The organism is Halorhodospira sp. M38 (assembly GCF_022227985.1).
Lineage (GTDB): Bacteria > Pseudomonadota > Gammaproteobacteria > Nitrococcales > Halorhodospiraceae > Halorhodospira > Halorhodospira halophila_A.
The window spans coordinates 21,407-44,341 of record NZ_JAJNQP010000014.1; the positions used below are offsets into that span (position 1 = coordinate 21,407).

General features: G+C 70.4%; 21 protein-coding genes and 1 pseudogene. 9 read left to right on the forward strand and 13 right to left on the reverse strand.

Annotation, left to right across the window (positions count from 1 at the left end):
- Positions 1-12: 12 nt before the first annotated feature.
- Entirely contained in the window at positions 13-546 is a 534-nt protein-coding gene (locus LRA98_RS09045; RefSeq protein WP_425307291.1) for a bifunctional nuclease family protein, read from the reverse strand.
- A pseudogene (rsxA, locus tag LRA98_RS09050) lies at positions 526-1,095 on the reverse strand (electron transport complex subunit RsxA); the annotation flags it as partial. The gene LRA98_RS09045 and the pseudogene rsxA, both read right to left, overlap by 21 nt.
- A gap of 111 nt (positions 1,096-1,206) precedes the next feature.
- On the opposite strand from rsxA, the gene LRA98_RS09055 reads away from it, so the two are divergent.
- Positions 1,207-2,478, forward strand: a complete 1,272-nt coding sequence (locus LRA98_RS09055) for a S1C family serine protease (RefSeq protein ID WP_238633737.1) — start codon at positions 1,207-1,209, stop codon at positions 2,476-2,478.
- Positions 2,479-2,667: 189 nt separating this feature from the next.
- Here the strand turns inward: LRA98_RS09055 and metG are convergent, their stop codons facing one another.
- The gene (metG, locus tag LRA98_RS09060) at positions 2,668-4,749 is read right to left on the reverse strand and encodes a methionine--tRNA ligase (protein ID WP_338018554.1); all 2,082 of its coding nucleotides are present in this window, start codon (positions 4,747-4,749) and stop codon (positions 2,668-2,670) included.
- A gap of 24 nt (positions 4,750-4,773) precedes the next feature.
- Here metG and LRA98_RS09065 point away from each other — a divergent pair, with 24 nt between their 5' ends.
- Complete coding sequence (locus tag LRA98_RS09065) at positions 4,774-5,496, forward strand: autotransporter outer membrane beta-barrel domain-containing protein (RefSeq protein ID WP_238633741.1); 723 nt, start codon at positions 4,774-4,776, stop codon at positions 5,494-5,496.
- Between the two features lie 45 nt (positions 5,497-5,541).
- Here LRA98_RS09065 and LRA98_RS09070 read toward each other — a convergent pair whose 3' ends face one another.
- Positions 5,542-6,405 carry an undecaprenyl-diphosphate phosphatase gene (locus LRA98_RS09070; RefSeq protein WP_238633743.1) on the reverse strand — a complete coding sequence of 288 codons (864 nt, stop codon included), beginning with the start codon at positions 6,403-6,405 and terminating at the stop codon, positions 5,542-5,544.
- A 435-nt stretch (positions 6,406-6,840) separates the two neighbouring features.
- On the opposite strand from LRA98_RS09070, the gene LRA98_RS09075 reads away from it, so the two are divergent.
- From LRA98_RS09075 to dcd, 3 genes are all read left to right on the forward strand, one after another.
- Complete coding sequence (locus LRA98_RS09075) at positions 6,841-7,506, forward strand: CBS domain-containing protein (protein ID WP_238633745.1); 666 nt, start codon at positions 6,841-6,843, stop codon at positions 7,504-7,506.
- Positions 7,507-7,557: 51 nt separating this feature from the next.
- Entirely contained in the window at positions 7,558-8,907 is a 1,350-nt protein-coding gene (gene mgtE, locus LRA98_RS09080; RefSeq protein WP_238633746.1) for a magnesium transporter, read from the forward strand.
- 104 nt (positions 8,908-9,011) lie between these two features.
- On the forward strand, positions 9,012-9,581 hold the full coding sequence (dcd, locus tag LRA98_RS09085; RefSeq protein ID WP_238633748.1) for a dCTP deaminase: 570 nt from the start codon (positions 9,012-9,014) through the stop codon (positions 9,579-9,581).
- A 9-nt stretch (positions 9,582-9,590) separates the two neighbouring features.
- Here dcd and LRA98_RS09090 read toward each other — a convergent pair whose 3' ends face one another.
- The 3 genes from LRA98_RS09090 to purM all read right to left on the reverse strand — a co-directional run bounded on the left by LRA98_RS09090 (position 9,591) and on the right by purM (position 12,434).
- Complete coding sequence (locus LRA98_RS09090) at positions 9,591-10,358, reverse strand: DUF3108 domain-containing protein (protein WP_238633750.1); 768 nt, start codon at positions 10,356-10,358, stop codon at positions 9,591-9,593.
- A 367-nt stretch (positions 10,359-10,725) separates the two neighbouring features.
- Positions 10,726-11,394, reverse strand: a complete 669-nt coding sequence (gene purN, locus LRA98_RS09095; RefSeq protein WP_238633752.1) for a phosphoribosylglycinamide formyltransferase — start codon at positions 11,392-11,394, stop codon at positions 10,726-10,728.
- Positions 11,391-12,434: a phosphoribosylformylglycinamidine cyclo-ligase gene (gene purM, locus LRA98_RS09100; protein ID WP_238633754.1), complete on the reverse strand. Its 1,044-nt coding sequence runs from the start codon at positions 12,432-12,434 to the stop codon at positions 11,391-11,393. Before purM ends, purN begins: the two co-directional genes overlap by 4 nt.
- 284 nt (positions 12,435-12,718) lie before the next feature.
- Here purM and LRA98_RS09105 point away from each other — a divergent pair, with 284 nt between their 5' ends.
- A complete protein-coding gene (locus LRA98_RS09105; protein WP_238633755.1) occupies positions 12,719-13,825 on the forward strand; it encodes a DUF2066 domain-containing protein in 1,107 nt (368 codons plus the stop codon).
- Between the two features lie 13 nt (positions 13,826-13,838).
- On the opposite strand, the gene LRA98_RS09110 is transcribed toward LRA98_RS09105, so the two are convergent.
- Positions 13,839-14,561, reverse strand: a complete 723-nt coding sequence (locus LRA98_RS09110) for a DUF481 domain-containing protein (RefSeq protein WP_238633756.1) — start codon at positions 14,559-14,561, stop codon at positions 13,839-13,841.
- 173 nt (positions 14,562-14,734) lie between these two features.
- Here LRA98_RS09110 and hda point away from each other — a divergent pair, with 173 nt between their 5' ends.
- Positions 14,735-15,460 (forward strand): DnaA regulatory inactivator Hda, encoded by a 726-nt coding sequence (gene hda / locus LRA98_RS09115; protein ID WP_238633757.1) that lies wholly within the window; start codon positions 14,735-14,737, stop codon positions 15,458-15,460.
- On the opposite strand, the gene LRA98_RS09120 is transcribed toward hda, so the two are convergent.
- Together LRA98_RS09120 and wrbA are read right to left on the reverse strand one after the other, a co-directional pair.
- A complete protein-coding gene (locus LRA98_RS09120) occupies positions 15,387-15,764 on the reverse strand; it encodes a DUF2069 domain-containing protein (protein WP_238633758.1) in 378 nt (125 codons plus the stop codon). The genes hda and LRA98_RS09120 overlap by 74 nt on opposite strands.
- On the reverse strand, positions 15,761-16,363 hold the full coding sequence (gene wrbA / locus LRA98_RS09125; RefSeq protein WP_238633760.1) for an NAD(P)H:quinone oxidoreductase: 603 nt from the start codon (positions 16,361-16,363) through the stop codon (positions 15,761-15,763). Before wrbA ends, LRA98_RS09120 begins: the two co-directional genes overlap by 4 nt.
- A gap of 61 nt (positions 16,364-16,424) precedes the next feature.
- Between wrbA and LRA98_RS09130 the strand changes: the two genes are divergently transcribed.
- Entirely contained in the window at positions 16,425-17,750 is a 1,326-nt protein-coding gene (locus LRA98_RS09130) for a virulence factor BrkB family protein (RefSeq protein ID WP_238633762.1), read from the forward strand.
- The gene (gene yccX, locus LRA98_RS09135) at positions 17,747-18,025 is read left to right on the forward strand and encodes an acylphosphatase (protein ID WP_238633764.1); all 279 of its coding nucleotides are present in this window, start codon (positions 17,747-17,749) and stop codon (positions 18,023-18,025) included. Before LRA98_RS09130 ends, yccX begins: the two co-directional genes overlap by 4 nt.
- A gap of 49 nt (positions 18,026-18,074) precedes the next feature.
- Here the strand turns inward: yccX and LRA98_RS09140 are convergent, their stop codons facing one another.
- From LRA98_RS09140 to LRA98_RS09150, 3 genes are all read right to left on the reverse strand, one after another.
- The gene (locus LRA98_RS09140) at positions 18,075-18,953 is read right to left on the reverse strand and encodes an SDR family oxidoreductase (RefSeq protein WP_238633766.1); all 879 of its coding nucleotides are present in this window, start codon (positions 18,951-18,953) and stop codon (positions 18,075-18,077) included.
- Entirely contained in the window at positions 18,929-20,635 is a 1,707-nt protein-coding gene (locus tag LRA98_RS09145; protein ID WP_238633768.1) for a proline--tRNA ligase, read from the reverse strand. Before LRA98_RS09145 ends, LRA98_RS09140 begins: the two co-directional genes overlap by 25 nt.
- Positions 20,636-20,735: 100 nt before the next feature.
- On the reverse strand, positions 20,736-22,676 hold the full coding sequence (locus LRA98_RS09150; RefSeq protein WP_238633770.1) for an EAL domain-containing protein: 1,941 nt from the start codon (positions 22,674-22,676) through the stop codon (positions 20,736-20,738).
- Positions 22,677-22,935: the final 259 nt, after the last annotated feature.

A 22,935-nucleotide genomic window follows, 5' to 3' on the forward strand; every position in this document is an offset into this window, starting at 1 on the left:
TCGGTGGTGGCCTCACGTCGTCGGACCCGGCAGCAGGTTCAGTCGGGTCATGCGCAGGGATTCGTCCTGGGGGCGGGGCTGTTCCCGCTCCTCGGCCGCCTCGAGGACCTCGGGGGCGGCGTAGATGGTGGCCTCGGCGCGCAGCGCCAGGGCGATGGCGTCGCTGGAGCGGCTGTCGATGTAGCGCACCGCATCGCCGTCCTCCGGCTTGAGGGCCAGGGCGGCGACGTAGGCGCCGTTGACGATCGCGTCGATGTAGACCGCCTCGAGGCTGTAGCCGGTGGCGCGCAGCACGCTGCCGAACAGATCGTGGGTCATCGGCCGCGGCGGCTCGACGCCGTGCAGGGCGTCATGGATGGCCTGCGCCTCGGCCGGGCCGATGAAGATCGGCACCACCCGCTCGCTGTCCGGCTCGCCGAGCAGGACCACCGGCGCCGGCGCGCCGCCCTCCTCCAGGGCCAGGGTGGTGACCTCGACGGCCACCATGTCCTCGGGTTCGACAGCCAGTTCGCGCTCCTCGGCCTGGGCCAGGCCGGCGAAGCCCATGAAGCCCATGGAGAGGATGCCGGCGCTGACCAGGGCGATCGGCGCGCCGCGGAAGGCGCGCGGCACTTCGGCGCTCTCCAGGCGCTCACGCAGGGCGGCGAAGATCACCAGCACCAGCCCGAAGCCGGCCGCCGCCGCGGCGCCGTAGACCGCCGAGGCGATGAGGTCGTGGTCACCGCGCAGGTTGAGCAGGGCGACGCCGAGCACCGCGCAGTTGGTGGTGATCAGCGGCAGGTAAAGGCCGAGCACCTGCTGCAGCATGGGGCTGGTGAAGCGCACGGCCATCTCGGTCAGCTGCACGGCGATGGCGATGATCAGGATGAAGGTCGGCGTGCGCAGGTACTCGGCATCGAGCGGCACCAGGATGTACGTGAAGGCCAGGTAGCTCAGCACCGAGGCGAGGGTCAGCACGAAGGCGGTGGCCGCCGCCATGCCCGCGGCGGTCTCCACCTTGCGCGAAACGCCCAGAAACGGGCACAGCCCGAGGAACTGGGTGAGCACGAAGTTGTTGACCAGCACGGCCGCCACGGCCAATAACAGGAGATCCATCGCCATCCCCGTGTTGGAAATCGGTGGCTTGATCCGTTACGAACAGGGTGAACTTAACACCCCAACCTTATTGTCCACTACTTGATGAACAACCCACAGGTGGAAAGCCTTATGACGGTAGCACACGGAATGCAGCATCGACGTACGCCGCTGGTTCTGGGGGCCGTGCTGGCAATGGCCCTGATCGCTCTGGTGAGCACGCCGGCGCTGGCCGACGATCTGGAGCACCTCCAGCCGGACGAGCGCAATACGGTGGAGATCTTCCAGCGCTACGGGCCTTCGGTGGTGGCCATCGAGGTGGAGGTCCGGGGTGAGCGCGTGGATCCCTTCGAGCGTATTCCGGAGGGGATGATCCCGCCGCAGTTCCGCGAGTTCTTCGAGCGCGATCGTCCGCGCGGCGAGGCGCCCCGGCGCCAGGGGGCGGGCAGTGGCTTCCTGATCGATAGCGACGGCCATATCGTCACCAACTACCACGTCATCCGCAACGCCCTGGAGGAGGAGGGCGTGGAGCTGCGCGAGGGCGCATCGGTGAAGCTCAGCTTTGCTGAGCACGACGCCGTACCGGCCCGGGTGGTCGGCGCCAACGCCCTCTACGACCTGGCCCTGCTCAAGCCCGAGGATCCGGGGGCCGTCCCGGAGGACGCCGAGCCGCTGACCCTGGCCGATTCCGATCAGGCGCTGGTCGGGCAGAAGACCATTGCCATCGGCAATCCCTTCGGGCTGAGCTCCACGGTGACCACGGGGATCGTCTCCGGCGTCGGCCGGGACCTGCCGGGGATCGGGCAGATCGAGATCCCCATGATTCAGACGGACGCCGCGATCAACCCCGGCAACTCCGGCGGGCCGCTGCTCAACTCCGCCGGCGAGGTGATCGGCGTGAACACCGCCATCGTCCCCGGCGGCGGCGGGCTGGCCGGCCGTGGCGGCTCGGTGGGCGTGGGCTTTGCCGTGCCGAGCAATCTGCTCCAGGAGAGCCTGGGCGAGATGGAGGAGGGCGGTCTGACGGATCTGACCTCCCGGGCCCGTCTGGGGGTGATGGTCGCCGGCCTGGAGGGGTACCCCGAGGGGATCCGCGAGCGGCTGAACCTGCCGGAGCGCGGCGTGATGGTGGTCGATGTGGAGTCGGGCAGTCCGGCCGAGGAGGCGGGGCTGCAGGGGGCGTCGTTCGAGGTGAATGTCGAGGGGCGTGCCATGCCGGCGGATGGTGATGTCATCACGCATGTCAACGGTGAGGCGGTTTCGGAGCCACGGCAGTTGCAGCGTCTGGTCTTTGCCCGGCGGGCGGGGGATTCGGTGACGTTGACGGTGCTGCGGGATGGTTCGGAGCGTGAGGTTGAGGTGGAGCTCCGGGAGGTGCCGCGGGAGCAGCAGCGGCGCCGGTAGTTCAGGGCCGAGGCCCGCGTCGGCTTGTACGGGGCCCCCGTGGGCGGTTGTGGTGGTGGGGACCCGGTGCCGATGAGCGTGCCCCGCCGTCAGGCGGCGCGCACTCAGCGGCACCCGGCACCCCCTCACCCAACCAACTCGAGCCCGGGACCGTGAACAGTCCGCGCCCCGCCGGATCACAGCGAAGGGTTACTTCACCCGCATCCCCGGCTCCGCACCGTCCTGCGGACCGACCACCCACAGATCCTCACCGCCCGGCCCCGCGCAGAGCACCATCCCCTCCGAAACACCAAAGCGCATCTTGCGCGGCTTGAGATTGGCCACACAGACCACCCGCTTGCCCAGCAACTGCTCCGGGCTGTACGCCTGACGCACCCCGGCAAAGACCTGACGCGTCTCGCCGCCAAGGTCCAGCTCCAGGCGCAGCAGCTTGTCGGCGCCCTCCACCGTCTCGGCCACCTTGACCTCCGCCACGCGCAGATCCAGCTTGGCGAAGTCCTCGATGGTGATCTGCTCATCGATGGGGTCCTCGGCCAGACGGCCCTTGGGCGCCTCGCTCTGCGCCTCGGTTGATGCCAGGGTCTCCTTGGATGCGTCCACGACGGCCTCCACTTGTTGCGGGTCGATCCGCGTCTTCAGCGGCTTGAACTTGTTGATGCCGTGATCGAGCAGCGGGGCCTGCACGTCCGCCCAGCTCAGCGGCTCGATGTTCAGGAACGCCTCGGCGTCCTCGGCCAGCCGCGGCATGATCGGCTTGATGTACAGGACCAGGATGCGGAAGAGGTTCAGCCCCATGGTGCAGATCTCCTGCACCGCCTGCGCCTGTTCGGGGTCCTTGATCCGCTCCCACGGCTTCTCGGCGTCGATGTACTGGTTCGCCTGGTCGGCCAGGTGCATGATCTCGCGCACCGCGCGGGCGTACTCGCGCTGCTCGAAGAGCTCGGCGATGCGCTCGGCGCTGGCGGTAAAGGTGCGGAACAGCTCCGGGGCGCTGAGCCGCGGCGCCAGGCGGCCGTCGAAGCGCTTGGTGATGAACCCGGCACAGCGGCTGGCGATGTTCACCAGCTTGCCCACCACATCGGAGTTGACGCGCTGGACGAAGTCGTCGAAGGAGAGGTCGATGTCCTCCACCGAGTCCGAGAGCTTGGCCGCTGTGTAGTAGCGCAGGTACTCCGGGTCCAGGTGCTCGAGGTAGGTGCGCGCGGTGATGAACGTCCCCCGCGACTTGGACATCTTCTGCCCGTTGACGGTCAGAAAGCCGTGGCAGTAGACCGACGTCGGCGTGCGGTAGCCGGCGCCGTGGAGCATCGCCGGCCAGAACAGGGTGTGGAAGTAGGCGATGTCCTTGCCGATGAAGTGATAGAGCTCGGTCTCGTCGGCACGTTCGGCATCCCAGAACGCGTCGAAGTCGATGCCGCGCTCCTCGGCCAGACGGCGGAAGCTGGCCATGTAGCCGATGGGCGCATCGAGCCAGACGTAGAAGTACTTGTTCTCGGTGCCTGGGATGCGGAAGCCGAAGTAGGGCGCGTCGCGGGAGATGTCCCAGTCGCGCAGCCCGGCCTCGAACCACTCGTTGAGCTTGTTGATGATCTCCGGCTGCAGGTGCTCGGTGCTGGCCCACTCGCGCAGCATGGCCTCGAAGTCCTGCAGGCGGAAGAACAGGTGCTCGCTCTGACGGATTTCCGGGCGTTCGCCGGAGATCACCGAGACCGGATCCTGGAGCTCTGCGGGGGTGTAGGTGGCCCCGCAGACCTCGCAGGAGTCGCCGTACTGCTCGGCGGCGGCGCAGCGCGGGCAGGTGCCCTTGATGTAGCGATCGGGGAGGAACATCCCCTCGCCCGGGTCGTAGAGCTGCTCGATGGTGCGGCGCTCGATGTGGCCGCCGGCCTCCAGGCGCTGGTAGATGAGTTCGGCGAAGTGGCGGTTCTCCTCCGAGTGCGTGGAGTGGTAGCGGTCGAAGCCGATGAGAAAGTCGGCGAAATCGGCCTGGTGGCTGGCGGCCATCTCCTCGATCAGCTGCTCCGGGTCGACGCCGCGCTCGCGCGCCTTCAGCATGATCGGCGTGCCGTGGGCGTCGTCGGCGCAGACGTAGTAGCATTCGTTGCCGCGCAGCCGCTGGAAGCGCGCCCAGATGTCGGTCTGGATGTACTCCACCAGATGGCCCAGGTGGATCGGGCCGTTGGCGTAGGGCAGGGCGCTGGTGACGAGGATGCGGCGTGCCATATCTCCGGATTCGGTTTGCTGTGCGGGAAACCGCGCATTATGCCAGATCCCGCAACATGAACAGGAGGCAGTATGCAACGTTACGGTGGGTGGATGGCGGCGGCCGCCGGCCTCGGCGGCGCCCTGGCCAGTGGCGCGGCGCTCAGCGGGCCGCTGCCCGGCGACGCCTACGACATCATCGAGGCCGAGCTGATCGACCGGCGCAGCGGCACCGTGGAGCTCTGGCACCAGGAGGTTGATCGCAGCGAGGCGGACCGCGTGGGCACCTTCGGCGCCCTGACCACCCGCGGTACCGGCAACTGGCAGACCACCGTGGGCCTGGGCACCGAGGGTGACGAGGGCGCCGATGCCAATGCCTTCCTGGATGTCGAGGGGCTGTGGCTCTGGCGCGACCGCCACCGCGACGGCTACGGGCTGGGGCTGGCCGCCGGGGCTGACTACGACATCAGCAACGACCAGCGCCGCGACCACTACCTGCTGCTCCCGCTGACCGTGGACTGGGGCCAGCGCACCACGGTTCACGCCAACCTGGGCGTCAACCACAACCGCGAGGCCGACGACACCGACGGCATCTGGGGCCTGGGCCTGGACTGGCGTTTCACCGAGCGCTGGGACGTGATCCTGCAGGTCAGTGGTGATACCGACAGCGATCAGGACGCTCGCGGAGCTTTCGGGCTGCGGCGCAGCCTGCTCGACGATCTGGTCCAGGTGGATCTGGCCTACGGCCGGGTGATGTCCTCCGGCGAGGACGACGAGTTCTACCTGGGGGTCTCCTTCGACGCCATCCGCTTCTGACCCCACCGGCTGGCGGGTATCGGCGCCCGCCAGCCGGGTGAGGCCCTACATCGGCAGGTCGATCCAGCCGAAGAGGATGGCCGCGGCCAGGGCCCAGACGTAGAAGGAGAAGACCTTCAGTTGGGCCCGGTAGAGGAAGTAGATCACCAGCTTCAGCGACACGATGCCCACCACTGCGGCGACCACGAAGCCGGTGGCCAGCGCGGCGACGCTCACGCTCTCCAGGCCGCCGAGCCGGTAGACCTCGATGGCCTGGAGCAGGGTGGCTGCGCAGATGGTCGGGATGGCCAGGAAGAAGCTGTACTCCGCCGCCCAGCGCCGCTTGAGACCGGCGAACAGGCCGAAGACGATGGTCAGCGCGCTGCGCGAGAGCCCGGGCATGAGCGCGAAGCCCTGGGCGATGCCGATGATCGTCGCCGTTCCCACCCCCGTCTGGCGCAGCCCGCGGCGCCGGGGCGGGAGCTTGTCGGTCCAGAAAAGCAGGGCGCCGGTGAGGATCAGCGTGATGCCGATCATCCACGGGTTGGCGAAGACCTGCTCGAAGACGGCCTTCAGGGTCAGCCCCACCACGCCGGTGAACAGCACCGAGAGCATCCCGAGCAGGAACAGCCGGGCGTAGAGCGGCGGCCCCTGGAAGCGCCCGGCCCGGGCCCAGCCGTAGGCGTCGCGCAGGCTGTAGCGGGTGAAGCGCAGCAGGCTCGGGGCAAAGACCACCACGATGGAGACCAGGGTCCCGACGTGGACCACCAGGTTGAACAGGATCATCTCGGCGCTCTCTGGCGCCGGCATCGGGTGATCCTGGCCGATCAGCCAGTGCTCGAGCAGCACCATGTGGGCCGTGGAACTGACCGGCAGGAACATGAAGATCCCCTGCACAACCCCCAGCAGCACGGCGATCCAAAGGGCCATCCGGCGCGCTCCTCATCTGTGTCGATCCGAAGTCGGCTTTCATACGCGAGGGGGGCGGGCGGGTCAACCGTGATGCGCTGCAAAAATTGACGCAAGCGCCGCCTGCCGCTATTTTAAGGACCGATCTCAGCCGACCGAGTGTGTGGATGGCCCCCGGGGCCGCCCGAACGGAACGAATGGATAGCCAAGTACCGAGTACCAGCGCCGTGGCCCCGGACCCCGTGTCCGGCGCGCTGCGGCACGACCGCCACGCGGCGGGCCGCTCGGCCCGGGTCTGATCCGACCCGGCCCTGCCCGGAGCCCGCCGCGACGGCGCTCCGCAACAGGCAGGGCCGGGGGCCTCGCAACGGGCAGGGCCTCCCCCTGATACGAATCCACGCGGCGCGGCTGCATGCGCCGCTGCGTGCCGCTGCACGCCAACAGGGAGGAGTCGCCATGTTCGACAAGCCGCGCACCGCCGCCACGGACACCCGCCACGCCACCGATGAGGCCATCGCCCGCGCCCGCCGCCTGGCGCAGCAGCCCATCCGCGAGGCCGCCCGCGAGGCGCAGCACACCCCGCTGCACGCCTTCGCCCGGGTCGCCCGCCACCTGCCGCGCGATGTCTACCGCGATCTGGAGCGCCGCCTCCCCGAGGAGCGTCGCCAGGCCCTGCGCCATCTGCTGACGCTGCCGAGCGCCTGCGTCGGGGCCTGCCAGAGCGACGGTTTCGTCCCCGTCAACGACGCCGTGCCTGCCGCGGCCGCCGCGCGCATGCTCGACGCCCACGGTGGCCGCGAGGCGTACGTTGTCCAGGGGGATGGGCGTTACCGTGGGGTGGTGGCCCGCGGCGTCCTGCAGGACGCCGGCGAGACCCCGGTGGGCCGCCTGGCCGCATCGCGCCCCTCGCTCGAGGAGCTGGACGACGCCCCGCACGCCGTGCGCACCATGGACCGCGCCGGGACCGACGAACTGCCGGTGGTCGATCGCTACGGGCGGCTGACCGGGGTGCTCCGGCGAGCGGCCGTCCAGGCGAGCGCTCCGGAACGCCGGGGCTGGCTGCCGCGCCTCGGCCTGGGTGGCCGGTTCCGCCGTGGCGGCGCGCGCGGGCAGGGCGGCTGACGCCGCCCCGAGGTAAGCCCAACCAAGAAGAGGCACGACAAGGAGCCAAGCATGGCCTACGAAGAGCTGCTCGACGAGATTCGGCAGCTCCTCGATGGGAGGCGCTGGAAAGACGTTCGCGCTCGCATCGAGGAGCTGCCGGATCAGGACATCGCCGAACTGATCCTCAGCCTGGAGAAGTCGCAGCGGATCTTCCTGTTCAAGCTGCTGCCGCGGCCGCGGGCCTCGACGGTCTTCTCGTACCTCTCCGGGGACAATCAGGACGCGCTGCTCCAGGACATGACCGACCACGAGACGCGGGAGATCGTCGCCGCGCTCACACCGGACGACCGCACCGCGCTGTTCCAGGAGTTGCCCGCCGAGGCCACCCAGCGGTTGCTCGAACTGCTGCCCCCGGGGGCGCAGCGCGAGGCCCGCGAGCTGCTCGGCTACCCGGCGGAGAGCGTGGGCCGGCTGATGACGCCGGACTACATCGCCGTGCGCGCCGACTGGACCGTGGAGCGCAGCCTGCAGCATATCCGCGGCCAGCGCGAGAAGGCCGAGACGGTGAACGTGATCTACGTCACCGACCGCGACGGCCGCCTGCTCGACGCGCTGACCATCCGCCGGTTCATCGTCGCCTCGCCGGAGACGAAGGTCGAAGAGCTGATGGACTATCACTTCATCAGTGTCTCGGCCTTCGAGGATCGCGAGAAGGCGGTGGAGACGGTGCAGCGCTATGACCTGACGGCGCTGCCGGTGGTCGATACCGAGGGGGTGCTGCTCGGCACCGTGACCCCGGACGACGTCATGGACGTGGCCGAGGCCGAGGCCACCGAGGACTTCCAGAAGGTCGGTGGTGTCGGCGTGCTCAACTTCAGCATGCGTGACGCCAGCATGAAGCTGCTCTACCAGCGGCGGGTCGGCTGGCTGGTGCTGCTGGTGTTCATCAACATGTTCGGCGGTGAGATCATCGCCTCCTTCGAGGAGACCATCGAGGCGGTCATCGTCCTGGTCACCTTCCTGCCGCTGGTCGTCGACACCGGGGGCAACGCCGGCACCCAGTCGGCCACGTTGATGGTGCGCGCGCTCGCCACCGGGGATGTCAAGGCACGGGACTGGTTGCGGCTTTGGGGCAAGGAGGCCGGCGTGGCCATCGCCCTGGGTCTGACCGTGGGCCTGGCGGTCTGGGCGCTGGGGCTCTACCGCGGCGGCCTGGACATCGCCTGGGTGGTCGCCTTCGCCATGGTGGCGGTGGTCTTCATGGGCAGCATGATCGGCATGCTGCTGCCCTTCGGCCTGGCCCGGCTGAACCTGGACCCGGCCACGGCCAGTGCGCCGCTGATCACCTCCATCGCCGACATCGCCGGCATCCTGATCTACTTCACCATCGCCACGGCGATGCTCGGGCACATGCTCTAGTGCCGCGTCGGGGTGCACGTCCGCGGGGGCGGGCGTGCACCCTGGTCATCCGGGGCTCTGCGCCCTAGAATCCCCGCCAGAACGCAGTCAGGAGAAGGCGCCGCATGACGATCAAATCGGACCGGTGGATCCGGCACATGGCGCAGGAGCACGGCATGATCGAGCCGTTCGAGCCGGGTCAGGTGCGCGATACACCAGAGGGAGAGCGCGTCATCTCCTACGGGACCTCGAGCTACGGCTACGACGTCCGCTGCGGGAAGGACTTCAAGATCTTCACCGACATCAACTCCGCGGTGGTGGACCCGAAGGACTTCGATGCCGCGAGCTTCGTGGACGTCCACGGCGATGTCTGCATCATCCCGCCGAACTCCTTCGCCCTGGCCTACACGCTGGAGTACTTCCGCATCCCGCGGAACGTGCTGACCATCTGCCTGGGCAAGTCGACCTATGCCCGCTGCGGGATCATCGTCAACGTCACGCCCCTGGAGCCGGAGTGGGAGGGCCGGGTGACACTGGAGTTCTCCAACACCACCCCGCTGCCGGCGAAGATCCACGCCAATGAGGGTGTGGCGCAGATGCTCTTCTTCGAGTCCGACGAGCCGTGTGAGATCTCCTACGCCGATCGGGGCGGTAAGTACATGGGCCAGGACGGGGTCACGCTGCCGCGCTCCTGACCGCCGGGCTCAGTCGTCGCGAATCGGCCCGCTGACGTCGGTCAGCTCCATGACGAAGGTGCGTCCGCTGTCGGCGTGCTCAATCTTCACCGGCAGGTTGTGCATGCGCCGGTAGACCCAGGCGTTCGACTCCCGGGAACTGTCGCCGTCGCGCACGCGCTGGATGCGTTCGGCCCGGTAGGAACCGGCGGAGACCGAGACGCGCTCGCGGCCCTTGCGCTCGAAGCTGTAGTCCGAGATCTCCCCGTCGTCGGCGATCCGGTAGGTCAGCACCCGGTCGAAGGTGGCCGAGAGATCGCGCATGATCAGAAGCTGCGGCAGCAGCCGGTCCACCGCGCCTTCCTCCAGGTCCATACGCTCGCCGTCCTCGAAGGTCACCTGCCCGGCGTCGTGGTCGAAGGTGATCTCCTCATGGCGCTCGTCGCGGCCCTCGCGCTTATGGATGAAGCGCTCCGGCCGCAGGGTGCCGTCCTCCAGGACACGCCCCTCGCTGATATCGGTCAGGTCCGTGCCCAGCACCGCCCGGGCGAGCCCACGGGGACGGACGAACATCTCGTAGCGGTAGCGGTCATCACCCAGATACTCCAGCTCCAGCCGACTGGTCCCCAAAGTCAGCCGCCCGTACTTCACCTCATACTCTGCCCGGAACTCGGGGATGCGCTCCGCTTCGGCCAGTGCGGCGGGGGCGACCAGGGCGGCCGCCGCAGCCAAAAGACCGGCGGCGAGCCAGACGGACAGCGAGCGGTGCTTGGGCGCAGGGTGTGTTCTGTGGCTCATCATCTCTCCTTCCGGGCGGGTGCCGTCCTTCTACCACCTTGGGCAGCCGGGCGGGCGGGAGGTTCGCGGTGCCTGTCCGGCCTCCCGCCAGGCGATCTCTTTGAGGGCGGCCAGGGACCGTCCGGGTGGCCCCCCGGGTCGAGCCTTCAGGGCGCGCCGAGCAGCGCAGCCCCGGCGGGGGATCCGCGCGAACCCATCGCGGTTCGCGCGGATCAGCGAGGTTTTGTCCGAGCGGCGCGTCAGCGCCGCGAGTTAAGCGAGCGGCCCCGCCGGGGTGAGCAGCACAGGGGACCCCGCAGGGGCGCGTCCTGCGCTCGACCCCGGGGGCCCACCCGGATGGTGCTCGTCGCCGCAACCGAAACCGCCCCTATAGCGCATCGACCGCATCCTCCGCCCGGATGCGCACGGGCTCCGAAAGCACCCGCCCATCCAGCTCCACCCGGGCCTCCGTCAGCGCCAGCCGCCCCTGCGCCAACCAACGCACCGCCAGCGGATAGACCCGATGCTCCTGCACCTGCACCCGCTGCGCCAGCGCCTCGGGCGAATCCCCGGCATGGACCGGCACCACCCCCTGCACGATGGCCGGTCCGGCGTCGAGTTCCGGGGTGACGAAGTGCACCGTGCAGCCGTGCTCCTCGACCCCCGCCTCCAGGGCCCGCTCATGGGTGTGCAGCCCACGGAAATCCGGCAGCAACGACGGATGGATGTTCAGCAGCCGGCCCTCGAAACGCTGGACGAAGACCGGCGTGAGGATGCGCATGAAACCGGCGAGCACCACCAGATCCACGCCCACCGCCTCCAGCCGCTCAACCAGGGCGGCGTCGAAGGTCTCGCGGTCGGGGAAGGGGCGGTGATCGACCACCGCCGTGGGTACGCCGGCGGCCTCGGCCCGCTGCAGCCCGTAGGCGTCGGCCCGGTTGCTGAGCACGCAGGCGAAGGTCCCGGGCAGCTGCCCGGCGGCGTGCTGATCGAGCAGGGCCTGCAGGTTGCTGCCGCTGCCCGAGAGCAGGACGGCGATCCGCGGGCCCTGGCTCACGGCGTGGCCCCGTCGATGGTCAGCCGCGGGGTGCCGTCTTCGGCGGCGACCACCTCGCCCAGCCGCCAGGGGCACTCGCCCTGCTCCTCGAGCACGGCCAGGGCACGCTCGGCGTCGGCGGCGTCGACGCAGGCCACGAAGCCGACGCCGCAGTTGAAGGTGCGCAGCATCTCACCGCGCTCGACGTTGCCGGCGCGTGCCAGCCAGTCGAAGACCGCCGGCCACGGCCAGCGCTCCAGCGCCGCGGCGCAGTGCTCGGGCAGGACCCGGGGCAAGTTCTCCGGCAGACCGCCGCCGGTGACGTGGCAGAAGGCCTTGACCCGCACCGACTCGGCCAGCCGCAGCGCCGGGGTGACGTAGATGCGCGTCGGCCGCATCAGGTGATCGGCCAGCGACTCGCCCTCCAGGGGCTCGTCCAGCGCCCCGGGGTGGCGCTCAAGGATCTTGCGGATCAGCGAGTAGCCGTTGGAGTGCGGGCCCGAGGCGGGCAGGGCGATGAGCACGTCGCCGGGGGTGACGGTGGTGCCCTCGATCAGTTGCTCGCGCTCGACCACACCGACGCAGAAGCCGGCCAGGTCGTAGTCGCTGTCGGCGTACATGCCGGGCATCTCGGCGGTCTCGCCGCCGAGCAGCGCGGCGCCGGCGTCGCGGCAGCCGGCGGCGATGCCCTGCACCACGGCGGCGGCGGTATCCACGTCGAGGCGGCTGGTGGCGTAGTAGTCGAGGAAGAACAGCGGTTCCGCGCCCTGGACCACCACGTCGTTGACGCACATGGCCACCAGATCCGTGCCCACCCCCTGGTGGCGCCCGGTCTCGATGGCCAGGCGCAGCTTGGTGCCGACCCCGTCGGTGCCGGCGACCAGCACCGGGCGGCGGTAGCCGTCGGGCAGCTCGACCAGGCCGCCGAAGCCACCGATGCCGCCGAGCACCTCGGGGCGGCGGGTGGATTCGACAGCCGGGCGGATACGGCTGACAAGGTCGTTGCCGGCGTCGATATCGACCCCGGCGTCGCGATAGGTCAGCGGGCGTTGCTCTTCCAAGGCGGTTCTCCTGGGGTGTACCGGTGGGCAGGGCTCGTAAGCCAATGCCGCGTAGTATGACGCCCGGCCCCCGGCGGCGCCAAGCGCCCGGCTGAACGCGGGCGGCCGGGGTTGCAGGGCGCCCTGATGCCACGGCGTCGGTGCAGCCTGTCGGGCCCCGGCGACGTGGATCGCGGCTCCATGGGGCCCCGTGGCTCGTGGTATGTTGGACAGCAGGCGTGCGCTCTGCACCCTCAGTGATCCACCCTGAACCCTGACCCCTACGGATGATCGACAGCCCGCCCATGAGCACGGCCGCACCCTCCGCCTCCGATCGTCGCCTCCACCGCCGTTGCCGCGTCCTGCCGGCCATGGTCCTGGCCGCCTGCGCCCTGCTCGGGGCCGGGCAGGCGGCGGCGAGTGATCTCTACACCGCCGAGGTTCGTGTGGACGGCCGCCAGGACGCCGAGCGCGATGCCGCCGTGGAGGCCGGCCTGGAACGGGTGATCGGGCGCATGGTGGGGGTCTACCACGGCCTGGAGGATCACCCGGCCGGTGAGCTTCTCGACGACGCGCAGCGTTATCTCGAGAGCTACCGCTACCTGCGCCTGGACGATGAGCTGGCGGTGGAGCTGCGCTACGAGGGCGATGTGCTGCTGCGCCACCTGGGCGAGCGCGACGTGGCCGTCTGGGGTGAGCACCGGGCGCCGATCCTGCTCTGGGTCGGGACCGAGATCGGTGGGCGGCGCGATCTGCTTGGTTTCGCCGCCTCGGGGACCGAGGGCGAGGTGCTCGAAGCGCTCCACGAGGGGGCGGGGCAGCGGGCCCTGCCGCTGATGTATCCGACCCTGGATCTGCGCGATCGCCAGGCCGTGGGTTTCGTGGATATCTGGGGTGGTTTCGATGAGGCGCTGCGTGAGGCCTCGCAGCGCTACGGCAGCACCGCGGTGGTGGCGGCGGGTCTGCGCAAGGCGAGCACCGGGGCCTGGCGGGCGCGCTGGACGGTGCTCGCTGGTGACGACGCCCTGCAGTACCACACCGGCCCCGGCGATCTGGAGGGGGTGGTTGAGCAGGGGCTGGATGAGGTCGGCGGTGCCCTGACCCGGCGCTTTGCGGTGGTCCCCGGCGAGCACGATGGTCAGCAGCTGGAGATCGCCCTGACCGACATCGACGCCGTGGAGGACTACCTGGGTGCGGTGCGCTACCTGGAGGAGGTGACGGGTGTCGAACAGGTGGATGTGCAGCGGATCGCCGGGGATCGGGTCACCCTGCGCCTGCTCCTGGCCCGCAGCCCCGAGCGGGTGGCCGAGGACCTGGATGACGCCGAGCGCCTCTGGCCGGAGGCGCTGCCCACCACCGAGATCGGTCCCGGCGGCGGGCAGCTGACCCGCAGCTACCGCTGGCAGCCGTAGTCGGCGCCCGTGCTCACCAGTCGTAGGTCAGGTTGACCAGGGTGGTGGCGTCGTAGCGGGATTCCGCCTCGGTGTCGTTGTCGTAGTCGTAGTTGAGCTGCAGGCTGGCGCTGAGGTTCTCCATCAGCGGCATGCGCACGCCGGTGCGCGAGGTGACGAACCAAGCGTCGGAGTCGCTCAGCTCGGCGATCAGCTCGTGGCGGTGGAAAAAGCGCAGAGCCCCTTCCATGAAGTACTGCCGGTAATCCAGCGCCCAGCGCGCGGCGGCCTCGCGGTTGCGCTCGCCGGTGGCGAGCTTCTCCTCGCTGATGTAGGTGGGGCCGGCCTCGGCGGAGAGGCGGATGCGGTCGTCGTCGAAGAACTGGTAGCCGGCACCGATACCGGCGACGTAGCGCTGGCGCAGGTCGGCCTTGCGGTCCTGGCGCCAGGAGAGGTTGGAGTTGGCGTACCAGGGGCCGTGAAAGAACCAGTCGTAGCCGCCGCCGATCCGCGAGTTGTTCACGTCCTCCTCGCCATCGCCGTCCTTGCCGCGGTTGAGTTCCAGGTTGGCGGTGAAGCGGTGGGCGTTGGTGCGCTCCAGGTAGTCGGCGTTGAGGTTGTAGCGCTCGGACTCGGTGTTGCCCTGGTTGATGGCGATGCCAAGGCTGGCCGAGGCCTCGCGGCCATCGGCGGCTGCGCTGCCGCCGGCGGTGGCCAGTGCCACGGCCGCGGCCAGGTGGATGGAACGTCTGCGCATGGTGAGCGGCTCCTCGATCCGTGTGGGTGTCGGGTCGGCGGCCCGCGGCGACCGCGGGCCGGGTTCCGTGCGCGGGAGATTAACAGGCCTGCGCCGCTGGACAAGGCGGCGCTTGACAGGGCGGCGACGGCGCCCTGGAATGAGCCCACCCGCAATGCCCACCGGGGGGATCGGTGCAACTGCCACTGAACATCCGCTGGAACGCCGCCGCCGAGCTCGACCGCTTCGTGCCCGGCGAGAACGATACGGCCCTGCGCCTGGTCACGGACCTGGCCGACGGCGTGCTCGAGGCGCCGGCGCTCTACCTGCACGGCCCCCACGGGGTCGGTAAGAGCCACCTGCTCCAGGGGGCCTGCCGCCGCGTGACCAGCGCCGGCGGGGTGGCGGTCTACCTGCCGCTGGATCAGCTGCTCGGCCACGGCGCGGCGGTGCTCGACGGCTGGGAGCAGGCGCAGCTGATCGCCCTCGACGATCTCGATGCGCTGCGCGGGCGCGACGAGTGGCAGGGTGCGGTCTTCCATCTCTACAACCGGGTGGTGGAGCGCGGCGGGCGGCTGCTCTTCGCCGGGCAGCGGCCGCCGGCGGAGCTGCCGCTGGGGCTGCCGGATCTGCGCTCGCGCCTGGGTTGGGGACCGGTGGTCGCGGTGCGCGAGCCGGATGAGGCCACCTGCCTGGCCATCCTCCGCCAGCGCGCGGCACAGCGCGGGCTGGAGCTGCCGGACGCCACCGCGCGCTATCTGATTCGCCGCCTGCCGCGGGAGCTGCCCGGGCTGCTGGCCTTCTTCGAGACCCTGGACCGGGCCTCGCTCGCGGCCGGGCGGCGGCTTACGGTGCCGTTTGTCCGCGAGATCCTTGCCGAGCGCTCCCGGCCTGACGCAGATACATCAGGGCGGCGGTGAAGTAGACCACCGCCAGGGTGATCTCCAGGATGCCGAGCCAGCGCTCCGGGCCGGGCACCGCGGCGTAGGTGACGCCGTGGATGAAGTAGATCAACACGAAGATCGCGCTCCAGGCCACGGTGTAGCGGCGGCCGTAGAGGACCCCGCGGGCGGTGAGCGCCAGCGGGCCGAGCAGCGTGATCAGGGCGATGGGCATCAGCGCATCCGCGGGCGGATGCAGCCACAGCAGCCAGCTGGTCATCAGCACGACCAGGCCGATGAAGGCGGTGATGGCGATCCGGTGCAGGGCCTTGGCCGACATCATGCCTCGGGTCCGTAGAGCTGGACGGCCAACCGCGCCACGCGGCGGCCGAGGGCGTTGCACAGCTTGCGCTCCTCGTCGGTGATCGGCCGGTTACCCGCCGTCCCGGCGGTGTGGCTGGGGCCGTAGGGCGTGCCGCCGCTGGTGGTCTTGGCCAGGGTCGGCTCGGTGTACGGCAGGCCGACCAGGTACATGCCGTGGTGGAGCAGCGGCAGCATCATGCTCAACAGGGTGGACTCCTGCCCGCCGTGGAGGCTGCCGGTGGAGGTGAAAACCGCCCCGGGCTTGCCGGCCAGCGTCCCGGAGAGCCAGGCGCCGCTGGTGGTGTCCAGGAAGTACTTCAGCGGGGCGGCCATGTTGCCGAAGCGCGTGGGACTGCCCAGGATCAGCCCGTGGCAGTGCTCCAGCTCCTCCACAATGGCGTAGGGCGCCCCCTCGTCGGGGACCGCCGGGGCGACGCTCTCCCAGTCCGGCGAGACCGGTGGGACCGTGCGCACCACGGCGCTGGCGCCGTTGACGGCCTCCACGCCCCGGGCCACATAGCGGGCCATATCGGCGGTGGCGCCGCTTCGGCTATAGTAAAGCACCAGGATCCTGGCCACGGCGGTATCTCCCTCGATTGCGGTACCCGGCATTCTAACGCCTGCACGGAGAGGCTCCACCATGAAGGAACTGCGCGGCCGGCTGCGGGCCGCCGGCGATCGGCTCCGGGCGCTGCCTGCCCACCCGGGCGTCGGTCAGGCGCGGGGCTTTGCTGAGTATCTGATCCAGCGCATCCAGGCCGATCAGTGCGCCAAGAGCGCCGGCATGCTCGCCTACGTCACCCTGCTGGCCATCGTGCCGTTGATGACCATCGGCTTCTCGGTGCTGGCGGCCTTCCCGGTCTTTGAGGGGGTCACCGACCGCCTGCGCGAGGCCATGGTCGATTACCTGGTGCCGGCGGCGAGCGACGCCATCGACGAGCACCTGGAGAACTTCATGGGACGCGCCGCCGAGCTCACGGCGGTGGGCATCGCCGGTCTGACGGTGACCGCACTGTTGCTGCTCAACACCATCGAGCGGGTGCTCAACGAGATCTGGCGGGTGGAGCGGCCGCGGCCGACCCTGCAGCGGTTCATGGTCTACTGGACGGTGCTGACCATGGGCCCGCTGCTCCTGGGCGTGAGCGTGGCCTCCACCTCGTACATGGGCACGGTGAGCCTCGGCCCGCTGGAGCCGCCGTCGGATCTCATCGCCCAGCTGCTCAACCTGGCGCCCTTCGTGGTGCAGGCCGTTGTCTTTACGCTGCTCTACAGCCTGGTGCCGCACCGCAGCGTGCCGGTGCACCACGCGGTGATCGGCGGTGTGGTGGCCTCGGGGCTGTTCGAGCTGGCCAAGGGCGGCTTTGCGGCGTTCATCGCCCGCGCGCCGACCTACGAGGTCATCTACGGGGCGCTGGCGGCACTGCCGATCTTCCTGGTCTGGCTGTACATCTCCTGGCTGGTGATCCTCATCGGTGCGGAGGTCACCCAGGCCCTGCGTGGCTACCGCTGGCGCACCGGCGGCCACCTGGCCCGCGACCGGTGGGCACTGGTGCTGGCGGTGCATATCCTGGGGCACCTCTATCAGGCGCAGCGCCGGGGCGAGGGGGTCACCTTCGCCGAGCTGCTCGAGCAGGAGCCGGAGGCCGGCGAGCCCGGCCTGGCCGAGGCCCTCGAGGCGCTGCGCCGGCACCACGTCATCGAGCGCAGCGCCGACGGCGCCTGGCTCCTGGCGCGGGATCCTTCGACCTTCAAGCTGGCCGAGCTCCACCGCATGCTCGCCTACCCGCTGCCCCCGGCGGCGGGCTTGGAGTCGGGCGTGGCGTGGGATCGCCGGCTGGCCGAGCGGCTGCGCCGGGTGGAGGAGCGTTGGGAGCAGAGTTTCGATCTGCCGTTGAGCGCCCTGCTCGAGCCCACCGCCGAGGAGGCGGCCGCAGCGGGGCGCCCGGCCCGTGCGGAGGTGGCATGACGACAACCGACGAGAAGACACGCTGTATTATCAGCGGCCGGGTGCAGGGCGTCTGCTTCCGGGCCGCCACCCAGGAACAAGCGGTGCGCCTGGGCGTGACCGGCTACGCGCGCAATCTGCGCGATGGCCGCGTGGAGGTGCTTGCCTGCGGGCCACCGGAGGCGGTGGCGCAGCTGCGCGAGTGGCTGCATCAGGGGCCGCCGGCGGCCAGTGTCACCGCGGTCCACTGCGAGCCGGCCGACGACCCGGCCCCGGCGGATTTCACGATCGGCTAAGCGGGCCGGGCGCAGCGGCTATCGTGCTTGGATCGTGGAGGGCGGCGCGCTACACCCCGCCGCCGATCAGCGCAGCATACCCCTCCCGGAACGTCGGGTAGCGAAGGCGGTAGCCGCTGGCCTTGAGCTTGCGGTTCGAGCCGCGCTTGCTGCCCACCCCGCGCATGCCGCCGCTGCCCGGTTCGCCGCGCGGGGGGCGCGGGACACCGAGCAACTCGGCGATGCCGTCCATCACCTCGCACTGGGTCGAGGGGGCGTCATCGACACCGAGGTAGACCCCGCCGGGGATATCGTCGCGGCCGAGGTGGGCGAGGCTGCCGACCACGTCCTCGCTGTGGATGCGGTTGGTGTACTGCCCCTCCTGGCACGGCTCGCCGGCCTCGACCTTGCGGATGAGGAAATCGCGGCCGCTGCCGTAGATGCCACCGTACCGGGCGGCGACCCCGGTCCACGGGCCGGCGAGGGCGATGGCCTCGGCCTCGAGCAGGCGCTGTCCGGAGAAGCGCCCGGGCTCGGTGGGGCTGTCCTCGTCGATCCACTCGCCATCCTGCTGGCCGTAGACGGCGGTGCTGGAGACGAAGACCAGCCGCCGCGGCGGGGCCGGGTGGCGGCGCAGTACGCCGGCGAGGTTGTCCAGGCCGTCGACGAAGGCGCGGCGGTAGCCGTCGTCGTCGTAGCTGCCCGGGGTGACGATGTAGTAGACGGTGTCGAGCTCGGTGGGTAGCGCCTCGGCCAGGGTCGCCGGGTCCTCGAGGTCGGCGGCGATCGGGGTGATCCCCTCGGGCAGGCCCTCGGGCCGGCGGCGCAGGCCGAAGACCTCGGCGCCGCCGGCGGCCAGGCGGCTGCCCAGGGCCTGGCCGATGCGCCCGCAGCCGGCGATGAGGATGCGGCCGCGGGGGCCGCCTAGGTCAGACGGTTCTTCAGCCATGTCACGATCTCCGCGCGGGGGACGCTGGTCGGCTCATCGTCGCGCCGACCCTTGTACTCGACGCTGCCATCCTGGATGGCCCGGGGGCTGACCACCACCCGGTGGGGAATGCCGATCAGTTCCATGTCGGCGAACTTCACCCCGGGGCGGGCGTCGCGGTCGTCGAAGAGGACATCGATGCCGCTGGCGGTCAGCTCAGCGTAGAGGGCCTCGGCGGCCTCGGCCACCGCCGGATCCTCGGCCTTGATGGCTACCAGGGCGACCTGGAACGGGGCGATGGGTGCCGGCCAGCAGATGCCCTTGTCGTCGTGGTTCTGCTCGATGGCTGCGGCCACCACCCGCGAGACACCGATGCCGTAGCAGCCCATGGTCACGGTGCGCTCCTGGCCCTGCTCATCGAGCACGCTGGCGCCCATGGCCGCGCTGTAGGTGGTGCCGAGCTGGAAGATGTGCCCGACCTCGATACCGCGGCGCAGGGTCAGGGTGCCCTCGCCATCGGGGCTCGGGTCGCCGGCCTTGACCTCGCGCAGGTCGGCGGTCTCCGGCTCGGGCAGGTCGCGGCCCCAGTTGACGCCGGTCAGATGATAACCCTCGCGGTTGGCGCCGCAGGCGAAATCGGCCATCGCGGCGGCGGCGTGGTCGGCGATCAGCGGGATCCCCTCCAGCCCCACCGGGCCTAGGGAGCCGAACGGGCAGCCCAGCTCGCGCTCGACGCGCTCGGCCTCGGCGAAGGTCAGCGGTGCCTTGATCGCCGGGTGCTTCTCGGCCTTGAGCTCGTTGAGCTCGTGATCGCCGCGCAGCAGCAGCGCCACCAGTCCGCCCTCGGTGCCCTCGACCAGCAGGGTCTTGAGGTTCTGCGACTCGGGCAGGCCCAGGTAGTCGGCCACCTCGGCGATGGTTCGCTGCCCCGGCGTGGCGACTTCCTCCAGGCTCGCGCCGGGCGCCGGGCGCGGCTCCTGCGGCGGCAGCGCCGGGGCCAGCTCGACGTTGGCGGCGTAGCCGCTGGGCTCGCAGACGGCGATGGCGTCCTCGCCGGAGTCGGCCAGGACCATGAACTCGTGGGAGACGCTGCCGCCGATCGCTCCGGTGTCGGCCTCCACCGGCCGGAAGGCGAGCCCGGTGCGCTGGAAGATCCGGCAGTACGCCTCGTGCATGCGCTGGTACTCGGCGCGCAGGTCGTCCTCATCGAGGTGGAAGGAGTAGGCGTCCTTCATCAGGAACTCGCGGGCGCGCATGACGCCGAAGCGCGGGCGGATCTCGTCGCGGAACTTGGTCTGGATCTGGTAGTAGTTCACCGGCAGCTGGCGGTAGCTGCGGATCTCCCGGCGGAAGAGGTCGGTGATCACCTCCTCGTGGGTGGGACCGAAGCAGCCCTCGCGGTCGTGGCGGTCCTTGATGCGCAGCAGCTCCGGGCCGTACTTATCCCACCGACCGGACTCCTGCCAGAGCTCCGCCGGCTGCACCGCCGGCATCAGCACCTCCAGCGCCCCGGCGCGGTTCATCTCCTCGCGCACGATCCGCTCCACCTTCTGCAGCACGCGCAGCCCCAGGGGCAGCCAGGTGTAGAGCCCCGAGGAGAGGCGGCGGATCATGCCGGCGCGCAGCATCAGCTGGTGGCTGACGATCTCGGCGTCGGCGGGGGTCTCGCGGGTGGTGGATAGGGGAAAACGGGTGACGCGCATCGATTCGCTCCCTGTCTGGGTCCGGTCGTCGGCGACGGCTGCGTCGCGGAACCGGAATAGGGTAGCGCAGCCGGGGCGCAGGGGCGAAGGGAGGGGCGGGTCAGGACGCCGCGACCAGCCGCTCGGTGATGGCCTCGGCCGGCAGTGGCGGCCCGAAGTGGTAGCCCTGCGCCTCGGCGAAGCCGAGTTGCGCGAGCAGCTCGGCCTCTGCGGATGTTTCCACCCCCTCGGCGGCCAGTCCCAGACCGAAGCGCTGGCCCAGCTGGGCGATGCTGCTCACCAGGGCCTGCTGGTCCGGGTCCGTGGGTAGGTCCCGGATCAGCCTCTGGTCCACCTTGAGCCGCCCGGCGGGCAGATCGCGCAGGGAGACCAGCGAGGCGTAGCCGGTGCCGAAGTGATCGATGGTCACCCCCAGGTCGTGTTGGCGGACCCGGGCCAGGCCTTGGTGGTCGGCGCCTCCGGTCTCCAGCAGCTGGCGCTCGGAGAGCTCGATGTCCACTGTCTGGGCCGGCAGGCCCAGGCGCTCCAGGCGCTTGCTGAGCACCGCCGGCTCCAGCGCTCCGGTGCCCAGGGTGCGCCCGGCGGTGTTGACGCTCACCCGCGGGACGCGGTGCCCCTGGGCGTGCCACTCGGCGAGGTCGGCCAGCACCTGTTCCACCACCCAGCGGTCCAGCTCGCCGAGCAGCCCGGCCTGCTCGGCGGCGTCGATGACCTCCTGGATCGAAGGGCGTGCGGCGTGATCCTCGGGCCAGCGCAGCAGGGCCTCCAAGGCGGTGAGCTCACCGCTGCCCAGGTCGAAGACCGGTTGATAATGGACGCACAGGCTGTGCCGCGTCAGGGCCCGCTGCAGGTCGCGGACCAGGGCGACCCGGCGGGCTACACGGTCACTCAGCTCCGGCTCGATAACCTGCGCGGGGGCCTGTTCCGCGGCCGTGTGGCCAGCCGCCGAGCAGGCCTGCTCAAGCAAGGTGGCGGCGCAGCGGCTGTGCTCCGGGAACAGGGCAATGCCGATGCGCGGCTGTAGCTGACAGGCGCAGGAGCCGGTCTCGACCGGTTGCTCCAGGGCCTGGCCGATGCGCCGTGCCACCTGCAAAGCGCCGTCCCGCGAGGCGGTCTCCGGGAGGATGGCGGCGAACTGGCCGCGTCCCAGGTGGCCGAGCAGATCGGCGTGGCGCAGCTGGCCATCCACACGCTCGGCGACGCCGTGCACCACCCGATCGGCGATCTCCGCGCCAAGGCCGGCCTCGGTGCGCTCGAAGCCGTCGAGCTGAACGACCAGCACGGCCAGTTCGGCGCCCCGGGCCTCCGCGCGCTGGAGGCTCCAGCGCAGCAGCGCCTCCGTGGAGTCTCGATCGGGCAGGCCGGTGAGTGGCTCCCGGTCGATGGTCCGTGGTGGTGCTTCGTCTGCCGCACCACTGCCAGGCAGACCGGAGTCGAGCAGCAGCAGGACCAGGGGGCGCTCGTAGAGCGGTGCCTCAACCACCTGCGCGCGAACCTGCAAGAGGCCGCCATCCTCGCCGCGGCGGGTGCTCAGCCGCAGACTGCCGCAGGGCGTAGCCCGCGGCGGGGCGGTCCCGTCGGCCAGCAGCGGACACTGCGCCCGGACGCGCGCCAGCGCCTCACCGGGCAGGATGCGCTCGGCCGGCTCGCCCAAGACCCGCTGCGGTGCGCGCTGGAGCAGTTCGCTGGCGGCCGGATTGCAGAGCGCCACCCGGCCCTCAGCGTCCAGGCCGACGACGGGCTGTGGGCCGTGCTCAAGCAGCGCGGCGGCCAGACCGGCCCGGTCCAGGTTCCAGCGCAGGGTGTGGCAGTCGTCGGTGTCTTGGTCGTTGGACGGAAACTGCAGCTCCAGCAGCCGCAGCGGGTGCACCCCGAGCACCTCGGCCACCTCCGCCACCGTGCCCAGGTTCGGATACCCGTCGCGGGACCAGAAATCGTAGAGCGACTGCCGGCTCATCCCGGCCCGCCGGGCGACCTCGGCCAGGGACAGGCCCTGCTCGTTGGCACAGCGGCGGATGAAGACCTCGAGCTCCGTGCTCATCGGTGCACTCCTTGTCCAAGTGGCCCCGCGCTTGCGCTCCTCCCGGGGCCGCGTTGCGGCCCCTTACTGGTAAACGTCTAGTTAACCGGAGGGGCGACGGGCGATGGAAGGGTGTAGTGTCCAGATCCATGGACAGATCGGCCAGTGCGCGGGTGTCTGATGTTTCGGACGGTCGAGGGCGCCCATTCGTCGGAACAGCTGGACGGAGACGGTCAGGGGCCTTTGGTAGCGTCCCAAGTGCTAGCCAATCCCGGGTCGA